The organism is Shinella sp. AETb1-6 (genome assembly GCF_009826875.1).
Lineage (GTDB): Bacteria > Pseudomonadota > Alphaproteobacteria > Rhizobiales > Rhizobiaceae > Shinella > Shinella sumterensis.
This window is the reverse complement of sequence record NZ_WUMM01000004.1, coordinates 62130-85934: the sequence shown is the minus strand read 5'-3', so window position 1 is coordinate 85934 and position 23805 is coordinate 62130. Positions and strand designations below refer to the sequence as shown.

Below are 23805 nucleotides of genomic sequence, written 5' to 3'. Positions count from 1 at the left end.
GGGAGGATATTTGGAGGGCGGTGCTAGATCGCCACCTCAGAAACAGAGACGCTGGTCGATGTCCCCGAGCGGGCGCACGCCGGAGAGAAGCGCGCGCGCTTCTTCCTCGTCGCGCTTCATCTGCACGACGAGCGCGTCGAGACCGTCGAATTTCAGTTCATCACGCAGATGGCCGAAGAAGGAGACGGCGGAGATTTCGCCGTAGAGATCGCCGGAGAAGTCGAAGAGGAAGGTTTCGAGCAGCGGCGCGCCGTTCGACGTGACGGTGGGGCGGCGGCCGTAGCTTGCGACGCCGTCATGCAGGCTGCCGTCGGGACGGCGGAAGCGCACGGCGTAGATGCCGTTGCGCAGTTCCACTTCCGGCGGAAGCGCCATGTTGGCTGTGGGATAGCCGAGGGTGCGGCCGAGCTTCTTGCCGTCGATGACCTCGGCCTCGACGGTGTAGCGGTAGCCGAGCAGGCCGGCGGCTTCAGAAACGGCGCCCTCGCCGAGCAGGGAGCGTATGACACTGGAGGAGATGACCGAGGCGTTCTCGTCGCGGAAGGCATCGACCAGCGTCACGCCGAAACCGTTGTCCGGTCCGGCGGCCATCAGGAAGGCGGGGCCGCCTTCCCTGCCCTTGCCGAAGTGGAAATCGAAGCCGGTGACGACCTCCGAGGCGTGCAGCCATTCGAGCAGGACGGCGCCGATGAAATCGTGCGCCGACATTTCCGAGAAGGTGCGGTCGAACGGGTATTCGATGACGGCGGAAAAGCCCATGCCCTCCAGGATACGGGCCTTGAGGGGGGCGGGCGTCAAGCGGAAAACGGGCGTATCCGGCCGGAAGATCGTGCGCGGATGCGGCTCGAAGGTCAGCACCAGGGCCGGGATGCCGCGGCTTTTGGCAATGTCCAGCGCCCGTTGCAGCACGGCCTGGTGGCCGCGGTGCACGCCGTCGAAATTGCCGATGGCGATGACGCCACCGCGCAGATGCTCCGGCAGCGGCTGTTTCGTCTCGTTCCTGTGAAATACCGTCATGACGACCGTCTCCGTCCCGTCACTGTAGCCGGGGCATCCACCATTTCGGGTGGGCCCGTTCCTGATCCAGGAAGGCAGCAAGCTTCGCCTCGTCGGTGCGGCCGCCTTCGACATAATGCTGGGCGTGGATGCCGCCGGATATGTAGAGCACATCCAGGCCATAGGCCTCGGCGCCGCACACATCCGTCGGCATGCCGTCGCCCACGGCAATGACCCGCGACAGGTCGACGTCGCCGCGCACGTCGCGCGCCTCGGCGATCGCCTTGTCGTAGATCGGGCGGTGCGGCTTTCCGGCAATCTCCGTCGTGCAGCCGAGCTCCTCATAGGCTTTGGCGAGTGCGCCGGCGCAGACGATGAGCCTGTGGCCGCGCTCGACGACGAGATCCGGGTTGGCGCAGATGAAAGGCAGCTTGCGGGCGGCCAGTGCCGCGAGTTCCTCGCGGTAGTCCTCGACGGTTTCCGTGTCGTCCTCGCGCAGGCCCGCGCAGACGACGATACCGGCCTCGTCCATGCCGACAGGCTCGACGTTGAGACCATCGAGCAACGGCAGGTCCTTCTCGGCGCCGATGAAATAGACCTTCCTGGGCCCCTTGGCGATCAGCGCGCGGGTCACGTCACCGGAGGTGACGATGCGGTCATAGGCATCGTCACGCACGCCCAGTCCGCGGATCTGCACCTTTACGCCGGGATGGGGGCGCGGCGAATTGGTGATGAGAACGACGGTCATGCCGGCGGCACGGGCTTCGGCAAGCGCTTCGGACGCGTGGGAAAAGGCCTCCACCCCGTTGTGCAGCACGCCCCAGACGTCGCAGAGCATCACGTCGTAGCGGTCGGCGATGTCGCGGATGGATTGGATGCGCTGGGCCATGAGGGGAGTTCCGTATCGAAATCAGGCCCGCGTGACATCGCAAAGCGACGCCAAGAAAACAAGTCTCTCCCTGCAATTTTGGCGCATCCACAGACAAAGTTGCGAAAATTCACACGCGTGCCTTGATGGCGTGGCAGGAGGTTCCCATCTGCCGGCCGCGGCGACCGCCCATGGCAAAGAATTTTGCCAGCGCGGTTCTTGACTCGAGAGAAAGCCCCCCTTATCTCGGAGCCGCTAGCACTCTCCAACGATGAGTGCTAACAATAATCCATCGGACCCGTTCGGGTCCGCAATGTCATTTGATCGAGGGATTAGACAATGGCAAGCACCACCTTCCGCCCGCTTCACGACCGCGTCGTCGTTCGTCGCGTCGAATCCGAAGCCAAGACCAAGGGCGGCATCATCATTCCGGATACCGCCAAGGAAAAGCCGCAGGAAGGCGAAATCGTCGCTGTCGGCACCGGCGCTCGTGACGAGTCCGGCAAGGTTATCCCGCTGGATGTCAAGGCTGGCGACCGCGTCCTGTTCGGCAAGTGGTCGGGCACCGAAGTCAAGCTCGACGGCGAAGACCTTCTGATCATGAAGGAAGCCGACATCATGGGCATCATCGGCTGATCAGCCGGTAACCCGTTCCGCAATTCGCTGATATCAATTCAGGAGTCCTCACAATGGCAGCCAAAGAAGTCAAATTCGGCCGCACCGCGCGCGAAAAGATGCTGCGTGGCGTCGACGTTCTCGCAGACGCAGTCAAGGTAACGCTCGGCCCGAAGGGTCGTAACGTCGTCATCGACAAGTCCTTCGGCGCACCGCGCATCACCAAGGACGGCGTTTCCGTCGCCAAGGAAATCGAACTGGAAGACAAGTTCGAGAACATGGGCGCCCAGCTCGTTCGCGAAGTCGCTTCCAAGACCAACGACATTGCCGGCGACGGCACGACGACCGCAACCGTTCTGGCCCAGGCCATCGTTCGCGAAGGCCACAAGGCCGTTGCCGCCGGCATGAACCCGATGGACCTGAAGCGCGGCATCGACCTTGCCGTTGCCGAAGTCGTCAAGGATCTCCAGGCCAAGGCCAAGAAGATCAACACGTCGGAAGAAGTCGCCCAGGTCGGCACGATCTCCGCGAACGGCGACAAGCAGGTCGGTCTCGACATTGCTGAAGCCATGCAGAAGGTCGGCAACGAAGGCGTCATCACGGTTGAAGAAGCCAAGACCGCCGAAACCGAACTCGAAGTCGTCGAAGGCATGCAGTTCGACCGCGGCTACCTGTCGCCCTACTTCGTGACCAACCCGGAAAAGATGGTCGCCGACCTCGAAGACGCTTTCATTCTCCTGCACGAGAAGAAGCTCTCGAACCTCCAGGCGATGCTCCCGGTTCTCGAAGCCGTCGTCCAGACCGGCAAGCCGCTGGTCATCATCGCTGAAGACGTCGAAGGCGAAGCCCTCGCAACGCTCGTCGTCAACAAGCTGCGTGGCGGCCTCAAGATCGCTGCCGTCAAGGCTCCGGGCTTCGGCGACCGCCGCAAGGCCATGCTCGAAGACATCGCCATCCTGACGGGCGGCACGGTCATCTCCGAAGACCTCGGCATCAAGCTCGAAAACGTAACGCTCGACATGCTCGGCCGTTCGAAGAAGGTTTCGATCTCCAAGGAAAACACGACGATCGTCGACGGTGCCGGCCAGAAGGCTGAAATCGAAGGCCGTGTCGCGCAGATCAAGGCCCAGATCGAAGAAACCACCTCCGACTACGACCGCGAGAAGCTGCAGGAACGCCTTGCCAAGCTCGCTGGCGGCGTTGCCGTCATCCGCGTCGGCGGTTCGACGGAAGTCGAAGTGAAGGAAAAGAAGGACCGCATCGACGACGCCCTCAACGCGACGCGCGCTGCCGTTCAGGAAGGCATCGTACCGGGCGGTGGCGTTGCCCTGCTCCGTTCGTCCACGAAGATCACCGTCAAGGGTGAGAACGCAGACCAGGAAGCCGGCATCAACATCATCCGCCGCGCCCTCCAGGCCCTCGTTCGCCAGATCGCTGACAACGCAGGTGACGAAGCCTCCATCGTCGTCGGCAAGATCCTCGAGAAGAACGAAGACAACTACGGCTACAACGCCCAGACCGGCGAATACGGCGACCTGATCTCGCTCGGCATCGTCGACCCGGTCAAGGTTGTCCGCACGGCTCTGCAGAACGCTGCTTCGGTTGCCTCGCTGCTGATCACGACGGAAGCGATGATCGCCGAACTGCCGAAGAAGGACGCTCCGGCCGGCATGCCTGGCGGCATGGGCGGCATGGGCGGCATGGACATGATGTGATAGGCGAAAGCCTTCACATCTGAGCCAACCGGTTCAGTTACGAAAGGGCGGTCTTCGGGCCGCCCTTTTTGTTTTGCCGCACCCGGACCTGCATCGTTTCCGGAAGAAGAATTTTTCCGTCCGTATAATAATTTTCAAAAAGCCGTTGATGGCTCTAAAAAACCAACTATAAAGGCGCCCCAAGTGAGCTTTAAAGATTCACAGGGGGGCCTAAGGCGCTGAAAACCCGGTATCATTGCTTCCGGTAATCCGCCTGCGACTATCCCCACGGCATTACGAAACCGCCATGGCCTTGACGGAGAGGCAGCGACGGTCTTCTCCGCATACGTCCGACCCGATATGCACAGCGGCGCCGGATGCAGTTCAGTTCATAGAGAAGTGTGGCGGCCAGCTTCGGGGAGCTCGTCGATGCACGCTTTTAGCATGTCGTGCGGCGCAATCGCCCATGGCATCTCGGTCAAATTCGAGCAACTGCCTGAGGTCGTAGGTGTTCAAGATAATCAAGACTGATCTCTCGTCGCCCTTTCTGCCGGGTTCGATGGAATTCGACGAGACGGACAATGAGCTCCTCACCCAATATTGCGTGACGGAGCGCTGGACGGGCGATCTCTCCAACGGTCTCTTCACGCTCGGCGAGAAGGCGACGCTGGCGCACGGCATGACGGAGCGGACCTGCGGGCTGCTCAACCTCATCCGGTGCTACGAACCGCTGGATCGCACCCGCGTGCTGGAGCTGTTCGAGCAGGCAGCCGCCTCCTCGTCTTCCTTCTGCTTTTCCACGACCATTCATCTGGATGGCACGCCGCGCCAGCCGGTGTTCTGCGTCGGCGAATCGACGGGGCTGGAAGAGAAATACGCCGGCACGATCATCGGCGTCTTCATCTTCCCCCGCTTCCAGATCGACCTTGCCGGCCGACGCTTCAAGCGGCAGTAGGCGAAACGGCTACGCCGCCTCGCTCGCCTTGCGGGCCGCGCGGATGCGCTCCATCGGCATCGGGCGCCCGAGGAAATAACCCTGCGCCTCGTCGCAGCCCTCGTCGAGCAGGATATCGAGCTGGTTGCGCGTCTCCACGCCTTCCGCCAGCACCGGGACGCGCAGCGTGTGGCCAAGCGCCAGGATGGCGCGGATGATGGCCTTGGCTTCGGGGCTCGACTCCACCTCGCTCATGAAACTGCGGTCGAGCTTGATCTTGTCGAAGGGGAAGGAACGCAGCGTTTCCAGGGACGAATAGCCGGTTCCAAAGTCGTCGATGGCGATGGTAACGCCGAAAGCCTTGATCCGGCGCAGCGTTTCGAGCGCCCGTTCCTTGTCGCCGATGATGGTCGATTCCGTGATTTCCAGCTCCAGCCGGCGTGGATCGAGGCCGGTTTCCTGCAGCACGCGCTGCACGAGGTCGGCGACATCGGCATTGCCGAGCTGGACCGGCGAGAGATTGACGGCGATCTTGTGCGCATTTTCCCAGCTGGCCGCCTCGCGGCAGGCTTCGCGCAACACCCATTCGCCGATCGGCAGGATGGCGCCGCATTCCTCGGCGATCGGAATGAAATCCGACGGCGGGATGGTGCCGCGGACCGGATGGTGCCAGCGCAGCAGAACCTCGTAACCGAGCGTTTCACCGGTATGGACGGCCTTCTGGACCTGATAGTGCAGTTCCAGCTCATCGCGCCTGACAGCCTGCCACAGGTCGTTTGCGATCAGGCGACGGCGCCGGGCTGCCTCGTCCATCGAGACCTCGTAGAAGCAGACGGTCTGGGTCAGCGCCTCCTTCGCCCTGTACATGGCGAGGTCGGCATTGTTGAGCAATGCGCCGATATTGTCGGCATCCTGGGGATAGATGGCGACGCCTAGGCTGGCGCCCGGCCGGATATCATAGCCATCGATGCGGATCTGTTCGCTGAGGCACGTTTCCAGGCGCTGGATGAAGCCGGTCAGTTCCGTCATGTCCTCGAAGCGCTTGGAGGCGGCGAATTCATCCCCACCCAACCGCGCGATGGTCTCGTTGGCGCCAAGGCTCGCCTGCATGCGGCGCGAGAGCGTCGCCAGCACTTCGTCGCCCGCGGCATGGCCGCGCGTATCGTTGATCTCCTTGAACTTGTCGAGGTCGATGGCGATGACCGCCACCTTGCCACCGGACCGGCGGGCGGACAGCAGATCGGCCTCGAGCCGGTCGTTGAAGCTCGCGCGATTGGGCAGGCCCGTCAGGCTGTCGTGACGCGCCAGGAAGGAGATCTGCTCTTCGGAACGCAGGCGCTCGGACACGTCCTCATAGGTCGCGACCCACGAACCGTCGGGCAGGATGCGATGATAGAGTTGCACGGAGACGCCTCTGGAGAATTTCTCGACGATGGCATCGACCTCGCGCGTCTGGAGCGCAGCGCGGCGGCGCGCATAGATATCCCGCGCCCTTGCCTGCCGCGCTTCCGGATCGGAGAGGAAGCCCGCAACGCCGAGGTCGATGATTTCCCGAAGGGTCATGCCGGGCTTGATACCGCCTTCGGGAAAGCCGAAGATTTCGCTGTAGCGCCGGTTGGCGAGCAGCAGACGCTCGTCCTTGTCGAACAGGCAGAGCCCCTGCGACATGTTCTCCAGCGCCAGGTCGAGGTTTTTCGTCACCTCCGCCAGACGGTCGGCATCGGCCTTGTCCTGCGTGATGTCCTTGGTGATGTTGGCATAGCCGACAAGATCACCGCTCGTGTCATGGATCGGGTCCATCACCGTGTTGGCCCAGAAACGGGATCCGTCCTTGCGGTAGCACCAGCCCTCGGTCTCGAACTTTCCCTGCTCGCGCGCGATGCGCAGGGCGCGCTCGGGCTCGCCCGCCGCACGATCTTCGGCGCTGTAGAAGCGTGAAAAGTGCTGGCCGACGATCTCGCCGGCCGTAAAGCCCATCTTGCGTTCGGCGCCGTCGTTCCAGTTCGCCACCCGCCCGTCTGCGTCCAGCATGTAGATGGCGTAATCCTTCACGCCCTGCAGAAGCATGGAGAAGCGGCGCGTGTTCTCGCTCGCGGTCATCTCGGCCTGGCGGGCGAAAACGGCAGCCGTCAGTCCCGCGACGAGCAGCGAGAAAGCAACGATCGCAATAAGGGGCACCATGATGCCCGTCGACAGCATTGTCTGGCCGTTCACCGGCATGAGGCCGGGTTCGATGCGCACGGCGGCCATGGCCGTGAAATGCAGCGAAACGACGCCGAGCGCGATCAGGCTGGTGGCCAGCGCGCGGTCGCGCGCACGCGGTGCCGGCCGCAAGCAGCAGATCAGTCCCAGTGTGCTGAAGAGCGCGGCGCTGACGACCGAAGCGGCGACATAGGTCTTGTCGAAGAAAAGCGTGCCCGGCAGTTCCACCGCCGACATGCCGATATAGTGCATGGAGGTGACGCCCGCGGCAAGCAGCAGGCCGCCGGCGAGCACCGCGCTCAGGCCCGAGACATAGGTCGCGACGCCAAGCCCCGCGGCCGTCACCACGATGGCGACGCCCAGGGAAACAAGCGTCGGCTCCATGAGAAAGCCCATCTCCATGCCGGGATCGTAGGCCAGCATGGCGATGAAGTGGGTAGCCCAGATGCCGAAGCCGCTGGAAGCGCCCGCCGCACCGAGCCAGAGCATCCGCGCCGCGCCGCCGGAGACGAGTGCGCGCTGTGTGAGCACCACCGCGACGTAGCAGGACAGGAAGCAGATGAGAGCGGCGAGCAGGACGAGACGAAGGTCGTGCTCAACGGTCAGGCAGGTCAGGATATACAGCATGAAGACGGTTACCGGGTGGGGCTATGTGACCGCTAAAAACGCCGTCAATCCTGAAGAATCGATAAACCCTTCACGTTACGGAAGCCGGCTATCGGGTTCCATCTTCCGTCATACTTAATAGATTTCGAAAATATGCAACCGCGTTCGAGGGCGCCCTGCGCGCAGCACAACCATCGGGGCTAAAGCCTTAGAGAGTCAAGGCCTTGAGGTCGGTCGCCGGGTCTTCCAGCGCTGCGCGCTCGGGGGTGCGCCCCATCTCGATCAGCTTCTTGCCGACGACATAGGCCTTGGCATCGTTGACCGCATCGACCGCGATCAGCCGCCCCTGCCGGAAGTACCAAACGGAAACGCTGCCTTCTCGCTGGCCGGGGCGCACGAACGTGTCGTCGAAGCCGGCGCAGAAGCCGGCGATCTGGAGCTTCACATCATACTGGTCGGACCAGAACCAGGGCTTGGGCTCATAGGGCGCGTCGCCGCCGGCGATGACGGCAGCTGCCGCCTCGGCCTGGTCGACCGCGTTCTGCACCGATTCGAGCCGGACGCGGTTTCCTTCGAAGGGCAGGACCGCGCAGTCGCCCATGGCGAAGATGGCGGGGTCGGAGGTGCGGGCGTGTTCATCCACCACGATGCCGTTGGCCACCTCCAGCCCGGCGGCGCGCGCGAGCTGGTCGTTTGCCGTAACACCGATGCCGGCGATCACCACATCGGCCGGCAGCACGAAACCGTCGGTCAGTTCCGCGCCGGTGACACGGCCGTTCTCGCCAAGCAGGCGTACCAGGCCGGTCTTCTCGCGCACATCGACACCACGGGCGTGATGGATGGCCTTGAGGATCGTCGCCGTCGCGGGCGACGCGACGCGGGCAAGGATGCGCTCGGCCATTTCGATGACAGTGACATGCAGCCCCCTGCCCCGCGCGACGGCGGCCGCTTCCAGGCCGATGTAACCGCCGCCAATGACAAGCGCCCGGCGGCCTTCCTGCATTTCCAGACCGAGACGGTCGGCATCGCGATAGTCGCGTACGGTAAACACGCCTTCCAGGTCGCCGCCGATCTCGGCGGGCAGGCGGCGCGGCGTGGCGCCCGTGGCGAGCGCGAGGAAGGCGTAATGCAGCGTCGAGCCATCGCTGAGCGCGACGGTCCTCGCCGCGCGATCGATCGCCGTCACCTCGGTCGACAGGCGGATTTCGACATTGTTTTCGGGATACCAGTTCTCCGGGCGGAACATGAGGCGGGAAAGGTCCGCCTCGCCGAGCAGATACTTCTTGGAGAGCGGAGGCCGCTGGTAGGGATGGCTTGCCTCAGCCGCGACGATGGTGATCGGCCGCTCGTCCTTTAGCGCACGCAGTTTGGCAACGAGGGCAAAGGCGGCCTGACCGCCGCCCACAACAACCAGTCTTCCCGTCACGATGTTTCCGTCCCGCTCTTGTTTTCCGAGAGGTAGCCCGTCGTACCCGGTGGCGTCAACAGGCGCCGCGCCACCGGTTTTTGCGTTCGCGTCAGGCGCTTGCCGGGATTTCAAGACCCTTGGCGGAGGCCGGGCGGGCGACGCAACGCTCGATCCATGCACGGACGGAGGGGAAGCCCGCATAGTCGAGCGCCTCGCTGCCGCCGTAGAAGATATCGGCGCCGCGCACCCAGGGGAAGGTGGTGATATCGGCGATGGTGTATTCGTCGCCCATGATCCACTGGCGGTCCTTGAGACGGGCTTCCAGCACGGAGATCAGGCGCTTGGACTCGTCGCGGTAGCGTTCCATCGGATAGGCGTTGTTCGCGACCTTGTCGGCGGCATATTTGAAGAAATGGCCGAACTGGCCCAGCATCGGGCCCACACCCGCCATCTGGAACATCACCCAGCACAGCGTTTCATAGCGTCCGGCGGCATCGTCCGGGAGGAGCTTGCCGGTCTTCTCGGCGAGATAGACGAGGATGGCCCCGGATTCGAAAAGGCCGATCGGCTTGCCGTCCGGGCCGTTCGGATCGATGATCGCGGGAATGCGGCCGTTCGGGTTCAACGAGATGAACTCCGGCGATTTCACGCCATCCGGGCCGAACTCGATGCGATGGGCCTCATAGGGAAGGCCGAGCTCTTCAAGCGCGATCGAGACCTTCACACCATTCGGCGTGGGCAGCGAATAGAGCTGGATGATATCGGGGTTCTTGGCGGGCCACTTCTTGGTGATCGGGAAGGCGGAAAGGTCGGACATGAACGGCTCCTTGGACACGGGAGCGCATAGATAGGACAGGTGGACGGGCGATGTCAGGGTGGCCTCGACAAAATTCCGGTGGAAGCCGAAAGGCCCCTGCCCGTCAGAGCGCCCCACGCACCGCGTCGATGATCTCAGCCACAACCGGATTGCCCTCATGCTCGGGCTTGCGGGCGCGCACGAGGCAGGCTTCCGATTTCAGGATCACGCCATCGGACAGGATCTTGAGGTGGTTGGCGACCAGCGTCGACCCGGTCGAGGTGATATCGACGATGATATCAGCCGAGCCGGAGGCCGGTGCGCCCTCCGTGGCGCCGAGGCTTTCGACGATGCGGTAGAGCTGGATGCCGTGATTGCCGGAGAAGAACTGCTGCGTGAGACGCCAGTACTTGGTGGCGATCGTCAGGCGGCGGCCGTGGCGGGCGCGGAAATCGGCGGCGACATCGCCGAGATCGGCCATGGTATCGACATCGAGCCAGATTTCCGGCACGGCGACGACCACATCGGCATGGCCGAAGCCAAGGCGGGCGCAGAATTCGACGCGCGCATCGGCCTCCGCCAGCCCCTCGCGGACCAGATCCTCACCGGTCACGCCGAAATCGACGGTGCCGTTGGCGATCTCGCGCGAGATTTCCGAGGCGGAGAGAAAGGCGATCTCGATATCGTCGCGCCCTTCGACGCGGCCGCGATAGGACCGATCGTTGCCGACGGCGACAACGGAAAACCCCGCACGGGCGAGAATGGCGGACGAATCCTCCTTCATGCGCCCCTTGGAGGGAAGGCCGATGGTGATGGTCATGCCGCAGCTTCCTTCACGCTTGCGATGCGGTCGAGCCAAAGCGAGAAGCCGACGGCGGGAATACGCTCCCTGGCGCCGAGCAGCGTCAGCAGCCGGTCGAAGCGCCCGCCACCGGCAAGAACCAGCGGATCGCGCTCAGGCGTGATCTCGAAGACGAGGCCGGTATAGTAGTCGAGCGGGCGGCCGAAGGCGGCGCGATAGATCACGGCGGACGGGTCCACCCCGGCCTCGCGCAAGGCGGCAACGCGGCTTTCGAAGCGGGCGAGCGCCTCCCCGAGTGACAGGCCGGCCTTCTCGGCGAAGGCGGCGAGTGCCCGCGGAGCGTCCGCAAGGCTCAATTCCAGCGCGAGGAACTCCCGAAGCAGCGCCAGCGTGCGCGCATCAAGACGCGTGCTCGCCAGTTCCATCTTCTCGCGCAGGCGGCGCGCGATATCGGCGGGGCTGCGGCTGGCATTGGTGGAATAGCCGGTCGCTTCCATCGTCGCGTCGATATGAGCGATCAGCGTCGCCTCGTCGTCGAGCTTGCCGAGAATGGCGAGGCGTTCGACTTCCGGACCGAAAATGCCCGACGGGGCGGGATTGGAGAGCGTATCCATCAACCGTTGCAGCTGCGTCTGGTTGCCGAAGGCGTGGACCAGCCGCTTCTGCCAGCCGGCCGGCAGGCCGCAGGCGGCGACCACCGCTTCGAACACCGACTGATCGCCCAGCACCACGGACAGGGAGACGCCCGGCAGGCGGTTGGTCAGCACGGCAATGGCGTCGCCGACGGCCCGGGCATCGGCGCGCGCCACATCCGGCTCGCCAAGATCCTCGATGCCGGCCTGGTAGAATTCGCTCGATCCCTCGCGGCGCTGCCGGAAGACCTCGCCGAGATAGGCATAGCGCCTCGGTGTGCCGGTCGCCGTCTCGATATGGCGCAGGCACACGGGAATGGTGAATTCGGGGCGCAGGCACAGGCTCTTGCCCGTCTCGCTCTCCGTCATGAAGATGCGCCGGCGCAGGTCCTCGCCGGCCATGTCGAGGAAAGGCTCCGCCGGCTGGATGACCGGCGTATCGACACGCTCGGTACCGCGTGCTTCCAGATCGGCGACGAGGTCGAGAGCGAAGGCGGGCAGGTTGATCAAAGGCATGGGAAAAGCTCCGGCCGCGGGGAAGTATACCCCCCTCCGGCCTGCCGGCGGCACGCCCCCCTCATCCGGCCTTTCGGGCCACCTTCTCCCCGAGGGGAGAAGGGGAAACGCGAGACCGCAACACCTCCCTTCTCCCCTCGGGGAGAAGGTGCCGGCAGGCGGATGAGGGGGGCATGCAGCACGACGTTCATCGTTCAGCCGGCCCGCGCCCGGTCTTCGGCCTGCGCCTCGAGGATTTCCCGGACCTTTGCCACCAGCTCGGCCTCCGGCACGGACACCTGGGCCACGCGTGCCTCGCGCCACGACGTGTTGTCCTCGATTTCGCCGGAGAGGCGCTTGCCCTCGATCAGGTCCTTGATCTGCACCACGCCTTCGGCGCGCTCGTCGCCGCCCTGGATGATGGCGACGGGGGCGTTGCGGCGGTCGGCATATTTCAGCTGGTTGCCGAACTTCTTCCAGTTGCCCTGGTACATTTCGGCGCGAATGCCGGCATTGCGCAGGTCCTGGGTGAAGCGCTGGTAACGGCCCATGCTCTCGACGTCGCCATCCATGACGGTGACGAGAACGGGGGCAACGACGTCATCCTGCCCGAGCTTGCCGAGGTTCTTCAGCGCCGTCATCAGGCGCGAGACGCCGATGGAGAAGCCCGTGGCCGGGACCGGCTGGCCCATGAAGCGCGACACGAGACCATCATAACGGCCCCCGCCGCCGACGGACCCGAAGACGACCTTCTCGCCCTTCTCGTTGGTGACGGCAAACTGCAGCTCGGCTTCGAAGACGGGGCCGGTATAGTATTCGAGGCCGCGCACGACGGAGGGGTCGATCTTGATGCGCTCCGGGCCGTAACCCGCAGAGGTGACGAGATGGCCGATCTGGTTCAGCTCGTCGACGCCCTCGCCGCCCTTCGCCGTGCCTTCGACCAGCTTGGCCAGATCGCCGGCACTTGCCGCGTAATCCTGGATACCGACGAAGAACAGCACCTTTTCGATCTGCTCTTCGCTCAGCCCGGCGCCCTTGGTGAAGTCGCCGGACTCGTCCTTGCGGCCGGGGCCGAGCAGAAGCTTCACGCCTTCCGGTCCGAACTTGTCGAGCTTGTCGATGGCGCGCAGCACGGTCAGGCGTGCGCCTGCCTTGTCATCGCCGCCGAGCCCGATGGCTTCGAGCACGCCGTCCAGAACCTTGCGGTTGTTGATGCGAATGACATAGTCGCCGCGCTTGATGCCGAGGGCTTCCATCGTGTCGGCCATCATCATGCACATCTCGGCATCCGCCTGGACGCCGGCGGCACCGACCGTGTCGGCATCGAACTGCATGAACTGGCGGAAGCGGCCCGGGCCCGGCTTCTCGTTGCGGAAGACATAGCCCGCGCGGTAGGTGCGGTAGGGCAGCTGGATCTCGTTGAAATTCTCCGCGACATGGCGGGCAAGCGGCGCCGTCAGGTCGTAGCGCAGGCTCATCCACTGCTCGTCATCGTCCTGCAACGAGAAGACGCCCTCGTTGGGGCGGTCGCTGTCGGGCAGGAACTTTCCGAGCGCATCGGTATATTCGAAGAGCGGCGTTTCAACGGGATCGAAGCCGTAGCGCTCGTAGACCTCGCTAATCTTTGCGGTCATCTCGTTGACGGCGCGGATATCCGCAGCCTCGCGGTCGACAAAGCCGCGCGGCAGGCGGGCTTTCAGCTTCTGCGGTTTCTTCTGCTTTTCGCTCATCGGGACGGCCGAAATTCCTGTATTTCCGTTGCGGTTTCCCTAGCGGATTGGGCCGGAAGCGGCAAGGGCGCAAAGACACGCCCTTTTTGATGGAACCGAACCGGCAGCTCTCCTTTTAGTGGATTTCGGCTGCGGCTCGGCGTATGAAAGCGAACGCTCACTCGCGCAGTCGTTGCTGCCAGTGAACGTGTGTATGAAAAGACGGCGACCATACGCAGGGCTGGGTGTGGTTTGCCGCCGCCCGCTTGTCCTCCCGGACAGCGACGACAGCAGCCCGGACCGACCGAATGGCATCGAAATCGACAATCTCCCGCGCGCAACGCTCGTCCGTCGCAGACTTCATCGGCATCAAGGCGGATCAACTGGACCACATGTTCGTCTGCGAATCCTGGAGCGCGGACCTCGCGACGGGCATTGTCTGGATCGGACCGCAGACCGCCGCCTTCCACGGTGTGGCCGGCCAGACCTGCGGCATCCTCGACATCATCCAGCCCTATGACCCCGCCGACTGGCACAAGATCCTGCTGGCGCTGGAGGAAGCCGCCACCGTGGCGACCGATATCAGCTTCGGCACATCGATCCGCCCCATGGCGGGCCTCTACCGCCCGGTGTTCTGCTTCGGCCATTCGGAAATCACCGCGACGGGCGGCGCGATCGTCGGCACCTTCGCCACCGCGCGGCGCTGTCTCGAAACGACTTCGACCATGCCGGCCCTGCTGAACTGAGGCCTTTCCTTTTGCGCCGCACGCGCCTATCTCTGATGCATGCGGACGCTCTTCCTCATATTCGCCATTCTGGGCGCCGTTCTCGCCGGCTGGGTGCCGGCAATGGCGGGGACGCTGCATGCGGCCCAGATACCGGCGGCGCAGGCCGTGCAGATGCATGACCACGGCTCCGGCGACCATGGGAAATCCAAGCCGGCCGCCCATCCCGTCGCATGTGCCGCGTGTTTTGCGATAGAAGCGGAAACGCTTTTCCCCGAAAGCCGGCGGCTCGACATTTCCGCGCGCATGTCCAGCGCCGAGCCGCGCCTTGCCGGCCGTGCGCTTTCGCCGCTCGATCCCCCTCCCCGATCCTGAACGCGATTGCATGACATGCGGACGCGCCTTGCGTCCGATCATCAACCGTTTTCAGAACTGGAAAAGACAATGAACGCAAAGACCCTGTTTCTTGGTGCAGCCCTCACGCTCGCCTTCTCCCTGCCGGCCATGGCACAGGAGGCCGATCACTCCGGCCATCAGATGGTGGCGGAGCCTTCGGCCAGCGCATCCACGCAGGCCTTCATGGACGCCAATGCGAAGATGCATGAGGGTATGGATATCCCGTTCTCCGGCGATGCCGACGTGGATTTCGTGCGCGGCATGATCGCCCATCACCAGGGCGCCATCGACATGGCGAAGGTCGAGCTGGAACACGGCAAGGACCCGGCCATCCGCAAGCTCGCCGAGGAGATCATCACCGCCCAGGAGGGCGAGATCAGGATGATGGAAGCGTGGCTGGCGAAGAACGCCAAGTAGACCGCATCAGAGAAGACCGGGAGGCTCGCCGCAAGGCGGGCTTCTCTCGTTTCGCTACACGGGCGATGACCATATGACCGAATGAAAAACCCGCCGGAACCGGCGGGTCTTCAATCGCTCACTCGCCCGCCGGCGGCCGGCTCGTCGCCGAGGCCTCGACAAGCGAGGCGGCGATCGCGCGGGCCATCATCAGGCTCGTTTCGCGCAGTTCGGTGTTAGAGCCGCTTCGTGCGGACCGGATGAGACGAAAGCCCTCGCGCAACATGATCTCCTGCGCCTTGTCACAGGCCCAGAGCTCCAGCCGGGTATCGTCGATTGCAGATCGGTTTGGCGCCATGAATCCCCCATGCCAAATCATTCAGCATAAAGCGGCACCGCGCGACCATACGTGTACACGTCGCCCCAGACTTGTCGATGTATGAATTCGCCGCTCAACCTTAAGCTACATGATTCGTTGCGAAATCAAATAGCTGTTTGCCAGGACAAGTCCGGATTTATGGCCTTTTGAGCGTTTTTCTCTTCCATTCTACTTCCGCACGGCAGCAACAACCTTCGATGTGGTCGTTCACGAGCCCCATGGCCTGCATGAAGGCATAGACGGTCGTGGGGCCGACGAAGGTCCAGCCGCGCTTCTTGAGGTCCTTCGAAAGGCGCACGGATGTCGGCGTCGTCGGGTTGGCGGAAATCGTCACCCAGTCCACCCGTGCCGGACGTTCCTCGGGGGCCGGCTCGAAGCTCCAGAAATAGCGGGCGAGCGTGCCGAACTCGTCGCGCAGGGCCTGCGCGCGGCGCGCGTTGTTGATGGTCGAGACGATCTTGCCGCGATGGCGCACGATGCCGGGGTCGGCCAGGCAGCGCGCGATATCGTCCTCGCCGAACGCCGCGACGCGGTCGAAATCGAAGCCAGCGAAGGCGGCACGGAACCCATCCCGCTTACGCAGGATGGTGAGCCAGGACAGCCCCGACTGGAACCCTTCCAGGCAGATCTTCTCGAAAAGACGGATATCGCTGGTGACGGGCTGGCCCCATTCCTCGTCATGGTAACGGCGGTAGTCGTCGAGGTTGCCGTGCCAGGCGCACCGCGTCTTGCCGTCCTCGCCCACCGACAATCCGCGTTCCGTCATCGCCGTCTCCGTTTCCTGTTTGTTCGCGTTTACCACTCATCAACCACCTTTGGAAAGCCGGCAATAACCCTACTCAACGCTTTATCGGCATCGTGCATGTTTAATGAACGGCCGTTTACCATTCGCTTCATCTGACGGTGCAAGCATTTTCCCGAACCGGCGCCGCATTGGGGCGGCGCAGACCGGCGACGATCAGTAGTGAGTACGTCCGATGTTGATACGAACCCTTCTAGCAGCAGTCCTGCTGAGCACCACGACGGTTGCCCACGCCAACGACCGGTACGGCAGCCGCCCGCCCGTCATCGTCAGCCCCGACCTCACCGCGCCGTGGCTGATGCAGCTGACCGGCGAAGGCGCGCAGCCCGCCGCCAATACGCGCCGCATCATCCAGCGCCAGCGGGTGGAGCAGCGCCGCGTCATCCGCCGCGACGGCGTCGCCCGCGTGGAGCAGGTGTCGGCGACCGGCCAGGCGCAGAGGCCCGTGCGCTCCAAGCTCGACCCGATGTATCTGCCGCAGATCGTTTCCTACGACAGCAAGCACAAGGCCGGCACGATCGTCATCGATACCAACAACCGATTCCTCTATCTCGTGATGGGCGATGGCAAGGCCCGCCGCTACGGCGTGGGCGTCGGCAAGCCCGGCTTCGAATGGGCCGGCACGCATACCGTAACCCGCAAGGCCGAGTGGCCGCGCTGGACCCCGCCCAAGGAAATGGTCGCGCGCGAGGCCGCAAAGGGCCATTACCTGCCGGCCTCCATGGAAGGCGGACCGGAAAACCCGCTCGGCTCGCGCGCCATGTATCTCGGCTCGACACTTTACCGCATCCACGGCACGAATGCGCCCTGGACGATCGGCTATGCGGTCTCCTCCGGCTGCATCCGCATGCGCAACGAAGATGTCGTCGATCTCTACGAGCGCGTGAAGGTCGGCACCAAGGTCATCGTGATCTGACGCCGCACGACACCAAGCAATTCGAACATCTCCGGCCGCCCCGCTGCCGGAGATGTTTTCGTTTTACGCAGGCACCGTCGAAAGAATTCGAAGAAATCCGCCCCCGCAACCGTTCCGCTTCCGGCAGGCCGACTTGAATTTGATCAGGACTCGGCTAGCCTTGCGGAATTGAGGATTGAGAGGGAATTCAACATGCGGACATACGCATCGATCTTGCTGGCGGCCGCCGTCGCCGTCACGGCGATCATGCCGGCGACAGCGGCCAGCGCCTTTCCCGGCGCGCGGCAGGAGAACCAGGCCGGCCCCGCGCGCGACGTCGTGCTCGTGCAGCAGAGCAAGAAGCAGGTCGCCCAGAAGTACAAGCGCACCAAGGTCCGCTTCGTCACCGACCAGGCGCCGGGCACCGTCATCGTCGATACGAACAACAAGTTCCTCTACTATGTCGAGGGCAAGAACCGGGCGACACGCTACGGCATCGGCGTCGGGCGTGACGGCTTCGGCTGGTCGGGCGTGGTGAAGGTGGGGCGCAAGGCCGAATGGCCGAGCTGGACGCCACCGGCCGAGATGCGCCGCCGCGAGGCCAAGAAGGGCCGCATCCTGCCCGTCGTGCAGGCCGGCGGCGAGGACAACCCGCTCGGCGCGCGCGCCCTCTATCTCTACCAGGGCGGCCGCGACACGATCTTCCGCATCCACGGCACGAACCAGCCCTGGACGATCGGCCAGAACATGTCGTCGGGCTGTATCCGCATGATGAACAAGGATGTGGAGCATCTCTACGCCCGCGCCGATGTCGGCACCAAGGTCGTCGTCGTCGGTCCCGGCAACCGGCAGGGCGCCGTCAACTACAACGACCGCGGCGTGGATTTCTTCGGCACGCTCTTCGGCTTCGGCGGATAACGGCCAGGACTTGCTTGGGTCAGAGAATGCCGGCCTCAGGCCGGCATTTTCGTTGCAAGGTTTGAGATCGCCACGGGTTTCTCGCCACCATAGGCCCAATCGAGCAATTCCACCGTATGCAGGATCGGCACGGCGGTTCCGGTCGCGATCTGTGTGATGCAGCCGATATTGCCGGTGGCGATGAGGTCGGGCTTCGTCGCCTCGATGTTCTTGACCTTGCGCGCCTTCAGCTTGGCCGAGATTTCCGGCTGGAGGATATTGTAGGTGCCGGCCGAGCCGCAGCAGAGATGGCCTTCCGCAGGATCGCGCACCGTAAAGCCCGCCTTCTTCAACAACGTCTTCGGCGCCATGGTGATCTTCTGGCCATGCTGCATGGAGCAGGCCGAGTGATAGGCGACCGTTAGCCCCTTCGCCTCCTGCTGTGGCAGGTCGAGGGTCGCGAGATATTCCGTCACGTCCTTGGCGAGGGCCGAGACGCGCGCCGCCTTGCCCGCATAAACGGGGTCGAGCCGCAGCATGAAACCGTAATCCTTGATCGTCGTGCCGCAGCCGGAGGCAGTGATGATGATGGCGTCGAGCCCGCCCTTCTCCACTTCCTCAAGCCAGACATCGACATTGCGCCGCGCGGCCTCCAGCGCCTGTGCCTCCCGGCCCATATGGTGGACGAGCGAACCGCAGCAGACCTCGCCGGCCGGCGCCACGACCTCGACGCCGAGCCGGTTCAGAAGCCGGATCGTCGCTTCATTGATGCCGGGCTTCAGCACCGGCTGGGCGCAGCCGGACAGGATCGCCACCCGCCCGCGACGCTCGCCGGCGGCGTCATATGTGCCCGGCTTCGAGCTGGCGGAGGCCTTGGGCAATGTCTTCGGCGCCAGATCCAGCATCGCGCCGAAGGGCTCGAAGGCCTTGAAGCGCTTGAAAAATCCGGCAAAAGGCCGGCCGAGCGCCGCAGCCTTCAGCGCGAGGCGAAAGCGCGACGGATAGGGCAGCGTCGCCGCCAGGATGTTGCGCGTCAGGCGGTTCCAGAACGGCCGCCTGTAGGTCTCCTCGATATGCATGCGCGCGTGATCGACCAGATGCATGTAGTCCACGCCGGAGGGACAGGTGGTCGTGCAGGCGAGGCAGGAGAGGCAGCGATCGATATGGGTGACCACCTCGGCATCCGCCGGGCGGCCGTTTTCCAGCATGTCCTTGATGAGATAGATGCGCCCGCGCGGGCTATCCAGCTCATTGCCGAGCGTCACATAGGTCGGACAGGTCGCCGTGCAGAATCCGCAATGCACGCATTTGCGCAGGATCTTTTCCGACGTTGCGACATGCGGATCGGCAAGCTGTTCGGCGGTGAAATTGGTTTGCATCAGCGGGTGTCCTGTCAGCCGATCATGCGGGATCTGAAAAGCCCGCCCGGATCGAAACTTGCCTTCACGGCGGTCTGGAGGGCGGTGACGGCGTCGGTTTGCGGCTGGAAGATTTCCGTCGTGGAAAGCACCTCCGGCCGGGCGCGCAGCAAAGTGGCATGGCCCCCGCCGACGGCCTTGATATAGCGGCGCAGCAAGGCTGCTTCCGGGTCGCTTTCCATGCGCAGCCAGACGAGACCGCCCTGCCAGTCGTAAAAGGCATCGACACCGGCTTCGAGGCGCAGGGCCGCGACAAGCTGCTGGCCGGCCGTGGGCGCAACGGAAACCCGCCAGAGCGGGCGCGACGTGCCATCCGCATAGGGCGCGGCATCGCGAATTTCGCGCCAGAGGCGCTGTGTCAGACCGGCATCGCATTGCGAGACCGCACCGAAGCCGGCCATGGCATCGGCGAGCTTCTGCGCCCGGACCGAAACGGAGGCGGCAAGGCCTTCGAGCCGAAGCACGGTCGCCGCTCCCTCCGGCAGCGCGCCGCCGGCAAACCGGCCCCGCACGCTTTCGGGCAGATGCGCGGCACCGGAGACTTCGACCGGCAGGGCCATGGCGGTCGCCATCGCCGCCGTGGCCTCGGCGTCGTTGAGACCCGAGATGACGATGGTGACGGCAGTTTCCGGCATCGGCAGGACCCGGAAGGTGACTTCCGTCAGGAGCGCGAGCGAACCGTGCGATCCGGCAAGCAGCTTTGCGAGATCGAGGCCCGTGACGTTCTTCATCACGCGGCCGCCGGCCTTCACGATCTCGCCCTTGCCGTTGACGAAGCGCACGCCGAGCAGGCTGTCGCGCGCAGCACCCGCCACGAAGCGCCGTGGGCCGGAGGCGTTGGTCGCAAAGACGCCGCCGATGGTGGGAATGCCAGATGAGCCGAGCACGCCGCGCAGGTCCACCGGCTCGAACGCCAGCATCTGGCGGTTTTCGGCAAGGGCTGCTTCGACCTTTTCAAGCGGCGTTCCCGCCCGCGCCGTCATGGTCATCTCGGCGGGATTATAGGCGACGATGCCGTTGAGGCCGCGCGTCGACAGTTGCTCGGCGCCATCGGCGGCCGGCAGCAGGCTGCGCGTGCCGCCACCGGAAATGGAGAACGGCGTGGCGGACAGGCCGGCGATCATGACGAGGCGCGCTGCGGCCTCTTCGGAGAGCGGTTCATGGATCGGTGTCATGCGGCGGGGCGCCCTTCGAGCGGGAAGACCTTGGAGGGATTGAGCAGCCATTGCGCATCGAAGGCGGCGCGGACGGCCATCTGCTGGGCGAGATCGGCCTCGCTGTACTGGTGGCGCATCAGGTCGCGCTTCTCGATGCCGACGCCGTGCTCGCCGGTCAGACAGCCACCGGCATCCACGCACAGTTTCAGGATTTCGTTGCCGGCGGCTTCCGCCCGCGCGGCATCGTCGGGATCATTGGCGTTGAAGAGGATGAGCGGGTGCATGTTGCCGTCGCCGGCATGGAAGACATTGGCGACGCGCAGGCCGTGTTTCGCGACGATCTCGGCCGTGCCGCGCAGGACATGCGGCAGCTGGCTGAGCGGCACGGTGCCGTCCATGCAGATATAATCGGCGATGCGGCCCGTTGCGCCGAAGGCCGACTTGCGGCCCTTCCAGATGAGCGCCGCCTCGGTCGCGGACTGGCATTCCTTCACGACCTTGACGCCATGGCGGCCGGCAATCTCGATGATGCTGGCGAGCATGGCGTCCATTTCCGCCTCGGAGCCCTCGACCTCCACGATAAGCAGCGCCTCGACATCCATGGGATAGCCGGCCTGCGCGAAGGCTTCGCAGATCTCGATGGCCGGCTTGTCCATGAATTCGATGGCGACGGGGATGATGCCGGCGCCGATGACATCGGCCACACAGGCGCCGGCCTCTTCCGATGAGTCAAAGCCGAAGAGGACGGGACGCGCGCCTTCCGGCCGGGCGACGAGGCGCACGGTCGCCTCGGTGACGATGCCAAGCTGCCCCTCGCCGCCGCAGACGACGCCGAGAAGATCGAGGCCGCCCGCATCGAGCGCCTTGCCGCCGAGATCGACGATCGTCCCGTCGATCAGCACGAGCTTGACGCCGAGCAGGTTGTTGGTCGTCACGCCGTATTTCAGGCAATGCGCGCCGCCGGAATTCATGCCGATATTGCCGCCGATGGTGCAGGCGAGCTGCGAGCTCGGATCGGGCGCGTAGAAATAGCCGTCGGCGGAGACGGCATCGGATATCGCAAGATTGGTGACGCCGGCCTGGACGGTCGCGGTGCGGTTGGCGAAATCGACCTCCAGGATCTGCGCCATCTTGGAAAGGCCGATGACCACGGCATCCTCCTGCGGGATCGCACCGCCGGCAAGCGAGGTGCCCGCGCCGCGCGGCACGACCGGCACGCCGTAACGATGACAGTATTTCAGCACCGCGGCGACCTGCTGCGTGGTCTCGGGAAGGGCGACGGCGAGCGGCAGGCGGCGATAGGACACGAAGGCGTCCGTCTCGAAGGGAACGAGTTCACGCGGCTCATGCACGAGACAGCCTTCGGGCAGGAGATCGAGGAGATCGGCGACGATTTCACGCCGGCGCGAAAGAACCGCCGGGCGCGGCTCCAGAAACGCGATCTGATCCATATTTTGCCTCCCCAATCCACAAGTGGTCTGTTTTCTTTACCACTTTCTCTCAGCCGGTGCAAATGATAAGCATTTTATCCGCTACGGAAACAATGGGCGCGACGGAATGACCAATCTCGGCGATCTCGAAATCTTCTCTCGCGTCATCTCCATGGGAAGTATGTCGGCAGCGGGGCGGGCATTGGGTCTTTCCCCAGCCGTCGTATCCAAGCGCGTGAAAAGACTGGAGGAGCGCCTCGGCACCCGCCTCTTCCAGCGCACCACGCGGCAGATCTCGCTGACGGAGGCAGGACAGGGCTTCTACGAGCGCATCGTCGGCATTCTCGCCGGCATCGAGGAGGCGGAAGCCTTCGTGTCCGGCCGGTCGGGTGCGGTGCGCGGGACGCTGCGCCTTTCCGCCCCGACATCCTTCGGCCGCCTGCATATCGCGCCGCATCTGAAGGGCTTCATGGATGCCTATCCGGAACTGATCGTCAATCTCGTGCTGACGGACGACTTCTCCGACATCGTCGGCGACGGTTTCGACCTGGCGATCCGCATCGGGGAACTTTCCGATTCCTCGCTGGTCGCGCGGCGGCTTGCGCCGGTCCGGCGCGTGCTCTGCGCCTCGCCCGACTACATCGCCCGGCACGGCATGCCCGCGACACTTGCCGACCTCGCCGCGCATGTCTGCCTGCCGCCGCACACGCAGGACCTCTGGCGGCTCGAAGGTCCGGAGGGCAGCGTTAGCTTCCGGCCGCAGGGGCCGCTCTACACCAATTCCAGCGAGGTGGTGCGCGAGGCGGTGTTTTCCGGCATGGGAATTGCGCTGCGCTCAAGCTGGGATGTGGGGCCGGCGCTGAAGGATGGCGGGCTCGTGCAGGTGCTGCCGCAATATGAAGGCTCGCGCAACGTGGTCCTGTCCGCCGTCTATCCCAGCCGGCAATTCCTGCCGATCAAGGTGCGGCTGTTCATCGACTATCTCGCCGAACTCTATGGTTCCACGCCCTATTGGGAACATTGACCAAAGGAGGAAGACATGACTGGCAGACTGAGCATGCTCGCACTTGCCTTCGGGCTCATGGCCTCCCCGGCGCTCGCCGCGCCGCTCGATCCGCTGCTCGAAGGCTTCGACGACGCCTGCGACTACAGCGACGGGCTCGCGACGCTGCTTCAATCGAGCTACGCCTTTGCCCGCAAGGAAGGCGACATCGTCATTCCGGCCGGCTACGAGACGGTCTTCGGTCCGCCGACCGTCGCGCCCGTCGACGAGTACCTGCACATCACCCTGCCGGTAAGCGGCGGCACCTGGCGCGGCGTGCCCGTGCAGGAAATCGAGGTCTTCATCACGGCACTCGAAAGCGGCTTCAGCTCCCACGCCGTGATTTTCCCGGCAGGCGCGGTGAAGCAGGCGGAAGAGACCTTCAAGGCGCGGGGCGAGGCCGCGCAGACGAAACTGACCGCGCAGGACGAGTCGGGCCTCGGATGGCAGACCGGCTTTTCCGTCATCGATGGTGTGCCGCGCTATATGTGCGACCTCTCCACCTGAGCCG

The 23805-nt window shown here is 64.4% G+C and carries 23 protein-coding genes; 10 read left to right on the top strand and 13 right to left on the bottom strand.

Annotation, left to right across the window (positions count from 1 at the left end):
* Window positions 1-36 precede the first annotated feature (36 nt).
* The gene (locus GR158_RS08165) at window positions 37-1017 is read right to left on the bottom strand and encodes a bifunctional riboflavin kinase/FAD synthetase (RefSeq protein ID WP_160870694.1); all 981 of its coding nucleotides are present in this window, start codon (window positions 1015-1017) and stop codon (window positions 37-39) included.
* Window positions 1018-1036: 19 nt separating this feature from the next.
* The gene (locus GR158_RS08160) at window positions 1037-1885 is read right to left on the bottom strand and encodes a TIGR01459 family HAD-type hydrolase (protein ID WP_160870693.1); all 849 of its coding nucleotides are present in this window, start codon (window positions 1883-1885) and stop codon (window positions 1037-1039) included.
* Between the two features lie 318 nt (window positions 1886-2203).
* On the opposite strand from GR158_RS08160, the gene groES reads away from it, so the two are divergent.
* The 3 genes from groES (at window position 2204) to GR158_RS08145 (ending at window position 5128) form a co-directional block, all read left to right on the top strand.
* Complete coding sequence (gene groES / locus GR158_RS08155; protein WP_134648963.1) at window positions 2204-2500, top strand: co-chaperone GroES; 297 nt, start codon at window positions 2204-2206, stop codon at window positions 2498-2500.
* 53 nt (window positions 2501-2553) lie between these two features.
* Complete coding sequence (gene groL / locus GR158_RS08150; RefSeq protein ID WP_160870692.1) at window positions 2554-4194, top strand: chaperonin GroEL; 1641 nt, start codon at window positions 2554-2556, stop codon at window positions 4192-4194.
* A 487-nt stretch (window positions 4195-4681) separates the two neighbouring features.
* Window positions 4682-5128: a hypothetical protein gene (locus tag GR158_RS08145; protein ID WP_134648965.1), complete on the top strand. Its 447-nt coding sequence runs from the start codon at window positions 4682-4684 to the stop codon at window positions 5126-5128.
* Between the two features lie 9 nt (window positions 5129-5137).
* Here the strand turns inward: GR158_RS08145 and GR158_RS08140 are convergent, their stop codons facing one another.
* The 6 genes from GR158_RS08140 to hisS form a co-directional block, all read right to left on the bottom strand.
* On the bottom strand, window positions 5138-7936 hold the full coding sequence (locus tag GR158_RS08140) for an EAL domain-containing protein (RefSeq protein ID WP_160870691.1): 2799 nt from the start codon (window positions 7934-7936) through the stop codon (window positions 5138-5140).
* Window positions 7937-8123: 187 nt separating this feature from the next.
* Window positions 8124-9341, bottom strand: coding sequence for an NAD(P)/FAD-dependent oxidoreductase (locus tag GR158_RS08135; protein WP_371731630.1), 1218 nt, complete (start codon window positions 9339-9341; stop codon window positions 8124-8126).
* Between the two features lie 91 nt (window positions 9342-9432).
* The gene (locus GR158_RS08130) at window positions 9433-10140 is read right to left on the bottom strand and encodes a glutathione binding-like protein (RefSeq protein WP_160870689.1); all 708 of its coding nucleotides are present in this window, start codon (window positions 10138-10140) and stop codon (window positions 9433-9435) included.
* A 103-nt stretch (window positions 10141-10243) separates the two neighbouring features.
* Complete coding sequence (gene hisG, locus GR158_RS08125; RefSeq protein WP_134648969.1) at window positions 10244-10939, bottom strand: ATP phosphoribosyltransferase; 696 nt, start codon at window positions 10937-10939, stop codon at window positions 10244-10246.
* Window positions 10936-12069, bottom strand: coding sequence for an ATP phosphoribosyltransferase regulatory subunit (locus tag GR158_RS08120; protein ID WP_160870688.1), 1134 nt, complete (start codon window positions 12067-12069; stop codon window positions 10936-10938). Before GR158_RS08120 ends, hisG begins: the two co-directional genes overlap by 4 nt.
* A 194-nt stretch (window positions 12070-12263) precedes the next feature.
* The gene (gene hisS, locus GR158_RS08115; protein ID WP_160870687.1) at window positions 12264-13778 is read right to left on the bottom strand and encodes a histidine--tRNA ligase; all 1515 of its coding nucleotides are present in this window, start codon (window positions 13776-13778) and stop codon (window positions 12264-12266) included.
* Window positions 13779-14065: 287 nt separating this feature from the next.
* Between hisS and GR158_RS08110 the strand changes: the two genes are divergently transcribed.
* The 3 genes from GR158_RS08110 (at window position 14066) to GR158_RS08100 (ending at window position 15295) form a co-directional block, all read left to right on the top strand.
* Window positions 14066-14503: a hypothetical protein gene (locus tag GR158_RS08110; protein WP_160870686.1), complete on the top strand. Its 438-nt coding sequence runs from the start codon at window positions 14066-14068 to the stop codon at window positions 14501-14503.
* Window positions 14504-14542: 39 nt separating this feature from the next.
* Complete coding sequence (locus GR158_RS08105; RefSeq protein ID WP_160870685.1) at window positions 14543-14857, top strand: hypothetical protein; 315 nt, start codon at window positions 14543-14545, stop codon at window positions 14855-14857.
* A 69-nt stretch (window positions 14858-14926) separates the two neighbouring features.
* On the top strand, window positions 14927-15295 hold the full coding sequence (locus GR158_RS08100; protein ID WP_160870684.1) for a DUF305 domain-containing protein: 369 nt from the start codon (window positions 14927-14929) through the stop codon (window positions 15293-15295).
* 118 nt (window positions 15296-15413) lie between these two features.
* Here GR158_RS08100 and GR158_RS08095 read toward each other — a convergent pair whose 3' ends face one another.
* Both GR158_RS08095 and GR158_RS08090 read right to left on the bottom strand, forming a co-directional pair.
* The gene (locus GR158_RS08095) at window positions 15414-15632 is read right to left on the bottom strand and encodes a hypothetical protein (RefSeq protein WP_134648975.1); all 219 of its coding nucleotides are present in this window, start codon (window positions 15630-15632) and stop codon (window positions 15414-15416) included.
* Window positions 15633-15789: 157 nt separating this feature from the next.
* Complete coding sequence (locus GR158_RS08090) at window positions 15790-16419, bottom strand: DNA-3-methyladenine glycosylase I (RefSeq protein ID WP_160870683.1); 630 nt, start codon at window positions 16417-16419, stop codon at window positions 15790-15792.
* Window positions 16420-16630: 211 nt separating this feature from the next.
* On the opposite strand from GR158_RS08090, the gene GR158_RS08085 reads away from it, so the two are divergent.
* On the top strand, window positions 16631-17371 hold the full coding sequence (locus GR158_RS08085) for a L,D-transpeptidase (RefSeq protein WP_134648977.1): 741 nt from the start codon (window positions 16631-16633) through the stop codon (window positions 17369-17371).
* 192 nt (window positions 17372-17563) lie between these two features.
* Window positions 17564-18268 carry a L,D-transpeptidase gene (locus GR158_RS08080; RefSeq protein ID WP_160870682.1) on the top strand — a complete coding sequence of 235 codons (705 nt, stop codon included), beginning with the start codon at window positions 17564-17566 and terminating at the stop codon, window positions 18266-18268.
* 35 nt (window positions 18269-18303) lie between these two features.
* Here the strand turns inward: GR158_RS08080 and glcF are convergent, their stop codons facing one another.
* Genes glcF through GR158_RS08065 form a run of 3 tightly spaced genes read right to left on the bottom strand, consistent with a single transcriptional unit; the run spans window position 18304 to window position 22273 of the window.
* Window positions 18304-19626: a glycolate oxidase subunit GlcF gene (gene glcF, locus GR158_RS08075; protein ID WP_160870681.1), complete on the bottom strand. Its 1323-nt coding sequence runs from the start codon at window positions 19624-19626 to the stop codon at window positions 18304-18306.
* Between the two features lie 14 nt (window positions 19627-19640).
* Window positions 19641-20840, bottom strand: a complete 1200-nt coding sequence (locus tag GR158_RS08070) for an FAD-binding protein (protein WP_160870680.1) — start codon at window positions 20838-20840, stop codon at window positions 19641-19643.
* Window positions 20837-22273, bottom strand: a complete 1437-nt coding sequence (locus tag GR158_RS08065) for an FAD-linked oxidase C-terminal domain-containing protein (RefSeq protein ID WP_160870679.1) — start codon at window positions 22271-22273, stop codon at window positions 20837-20839. Before GR158_RS08065 ends, GR158_RS08070 begins: the two co-directional genes overlap by 4 nt.
* Before the next feature lie 106 nt (window positions 22274-22379).
* On the opposite strand from GR158_RS08065, the gene GR158_RS08060 reads away from it, so the two are divergent.
* Both GR158_RS08060 and GR158_RS08055 read left to right on the top strand, forming a co-directional pair.
* Window positions 22380-23276, top strand: a complete 897-nt coding sequence (locus tag GR158_RS08060) for a LysR family transcriptional regulator (protein WP_134648981.1) — start codon at window positions 22380-22382, stop codon at window positions 23274-23276.
* A 15-nt stretch (window positions 23277-23291) separates the two neighbouring features.
* The gene (locus GR158_RS08055) at window positions 23292-23801 is read left to right on the top strand and encodes a hypothetical protein (protein WP_160870678.1); all 510 of its coding nucleotides are present in this window, start codon (window positions 23292-23294) and stop codon (window positions 23799-23801) included.
* Window positions 23802-23805 lie beyond the last annotated feature (4 nt).

Excerpts from the sequence above, each read along its gene's own strand:
- GR158_RS08100 (WP_160870684.1), top strand. The coding sequence starts at position 14,927 with ATGAACGCAAAGACCCTGTTTCTTGGTGCAGCCCTCACGCTCGCCTTC.
- GR158_RS08055 (WP_160870678.1), top strand. The coding sequence starts at position 23,292 with ATGACTGGCAGACTGAGCATGCTCGCACTTGCCTTCGGGCTCATGGCC.
- GR158_RS08110 (WP_160870686.1), top strand. The coding sequence starts at position 14,066 with ATGGCATCGAAATCGACAATCTCCCGCGCGCAACGCTCGTCCGTCGCA.
- GR158_RS08080 (WP_160870682.1), top strand. The coding sequence starts at position 17,564 with ATGCGGACATACGCATCGATCTTGCTGGCGGCCGCCGTCGCCGTCACG.
- GR158_RS08130 (WP_160870689.1), bottom strand. The coding sequence starts at position 10,140 with ATGTCCGACCTTTCCGCCTTCCCGATCACCAAGAAGTGGCCCGCCAAG.
- GR158_RS08105 (WP_160870685.1), top strand. The coding sequence starts at position 14,543 with ATGCGGACGCTCTTCCTCATATTCGCCATTCTGGGCGCCGTTCTCGCC.
- groL (WP_160870692.1), top strand. The coding sequence starts at position 2,554 with ATGGCAGCCAAAGAAGTCAAATTCGGCCGCACCGCGCGCGAAAAGATG.
- GR158_RS08070 (WP_160870680.1), bottom strand. The coding sequence starts at position 20,840 with ATGACACCGATCCATGAACCGCTCTCCGAAGAGGCCGCAGCGCGCCTC.
- GR158_RS08065 (WP_160870679.1), bottom strand. The coding sequence starts at position 22,273 with ATGGATCAGATCGCGTTTCTGGAGCCGCGCCCGGCGGTTCTTTCGCGC.
- GR158_RS08140 (WP_160870691.1), bottom strand. The coding sequence starts at position 7,936 with ATGCTGTATATCCTGACCTGCCTGACCGTTGAGCACGACCTTCGTCTC.
- GR158_RS08090 (WP_160870683.1), bottom strand. The coding sequence starts at position 16,419 with ATGACGGAACGCGGATTGTCGGTGGGCGAGGACGGCAAGACGCGGTGC.
- GR158_RS08085 (WP_134648977.1), top strand. The coding sequence starts at position 16,631 with ATGTTGATACGAACCCTTCTAGCAGCAGTCCTGCTGAGCACCACGACG.
- glcF (WP_160870681.1), bottom strand. The coding sequence starts at position 19,626 with ATGCAAACCAATTTCACCGCCGAACAGCTTGCCGATCCGCATGTCGCA.
- hisG (WP_134648969.1), bottom strand. The coding sequence starts at position 10,939 with ATGACCATCACCATCGGCCTTCCCTCCAAGGGGCGCATGAAGGAGGAT.
- GR158_RS08120 (WP_160870688.1), bottom strand. The coding sequence starts at position 12,069 with ATGCCTTTGATCAACCTGCCCGCCTTCGCTCTCGACCTCGTCGCCGAT.
- GR158_RS08095 (WP_134648975.1), bottom strand. The coding sequence starts at position 15,632 with ATGGCGCCAAACCGATCTGCAATCGACGATACCCGGCTGGAGCTCTGG.
- GR158_RS08060 (WP_134648981.1), top strand. The coding sequence starts at position 22,380 with ATGACCAATCTCGGCGATCTCGAAATCTTCTCTCGCGTCATCTCCATG.
- GR158_RS08165 (WP_160870694.1), bottom strand. The coding sequence starts at position 1,017 with ATGACGGTATTTCACAGGAACGAGACGAAACAGCCGCTGCCGGAGCAT.
- hisS (WP_160870687.1), bottom strand. The coding sequence starts at position 13,778 with ATGAGCGAAAAGCAGAAGAAACCGCAGAAGCTGAAAGCCCGCCTGCCG.
- GR158_RS08160 (WP_160870693.1), bottom strand. The coding sequence starts at position 1,885 with ATGGCCCAGCGCATCCAATCCATCCGCGACATCGCCGACCGCTACGAC.
- groES (WP_134648963.1), top strand. The coding sequence starts at position 2,204 with ATGGCAAGCACCACCTTCCGCCCGCTTCACGACCGCGTCGTCGTTCGT.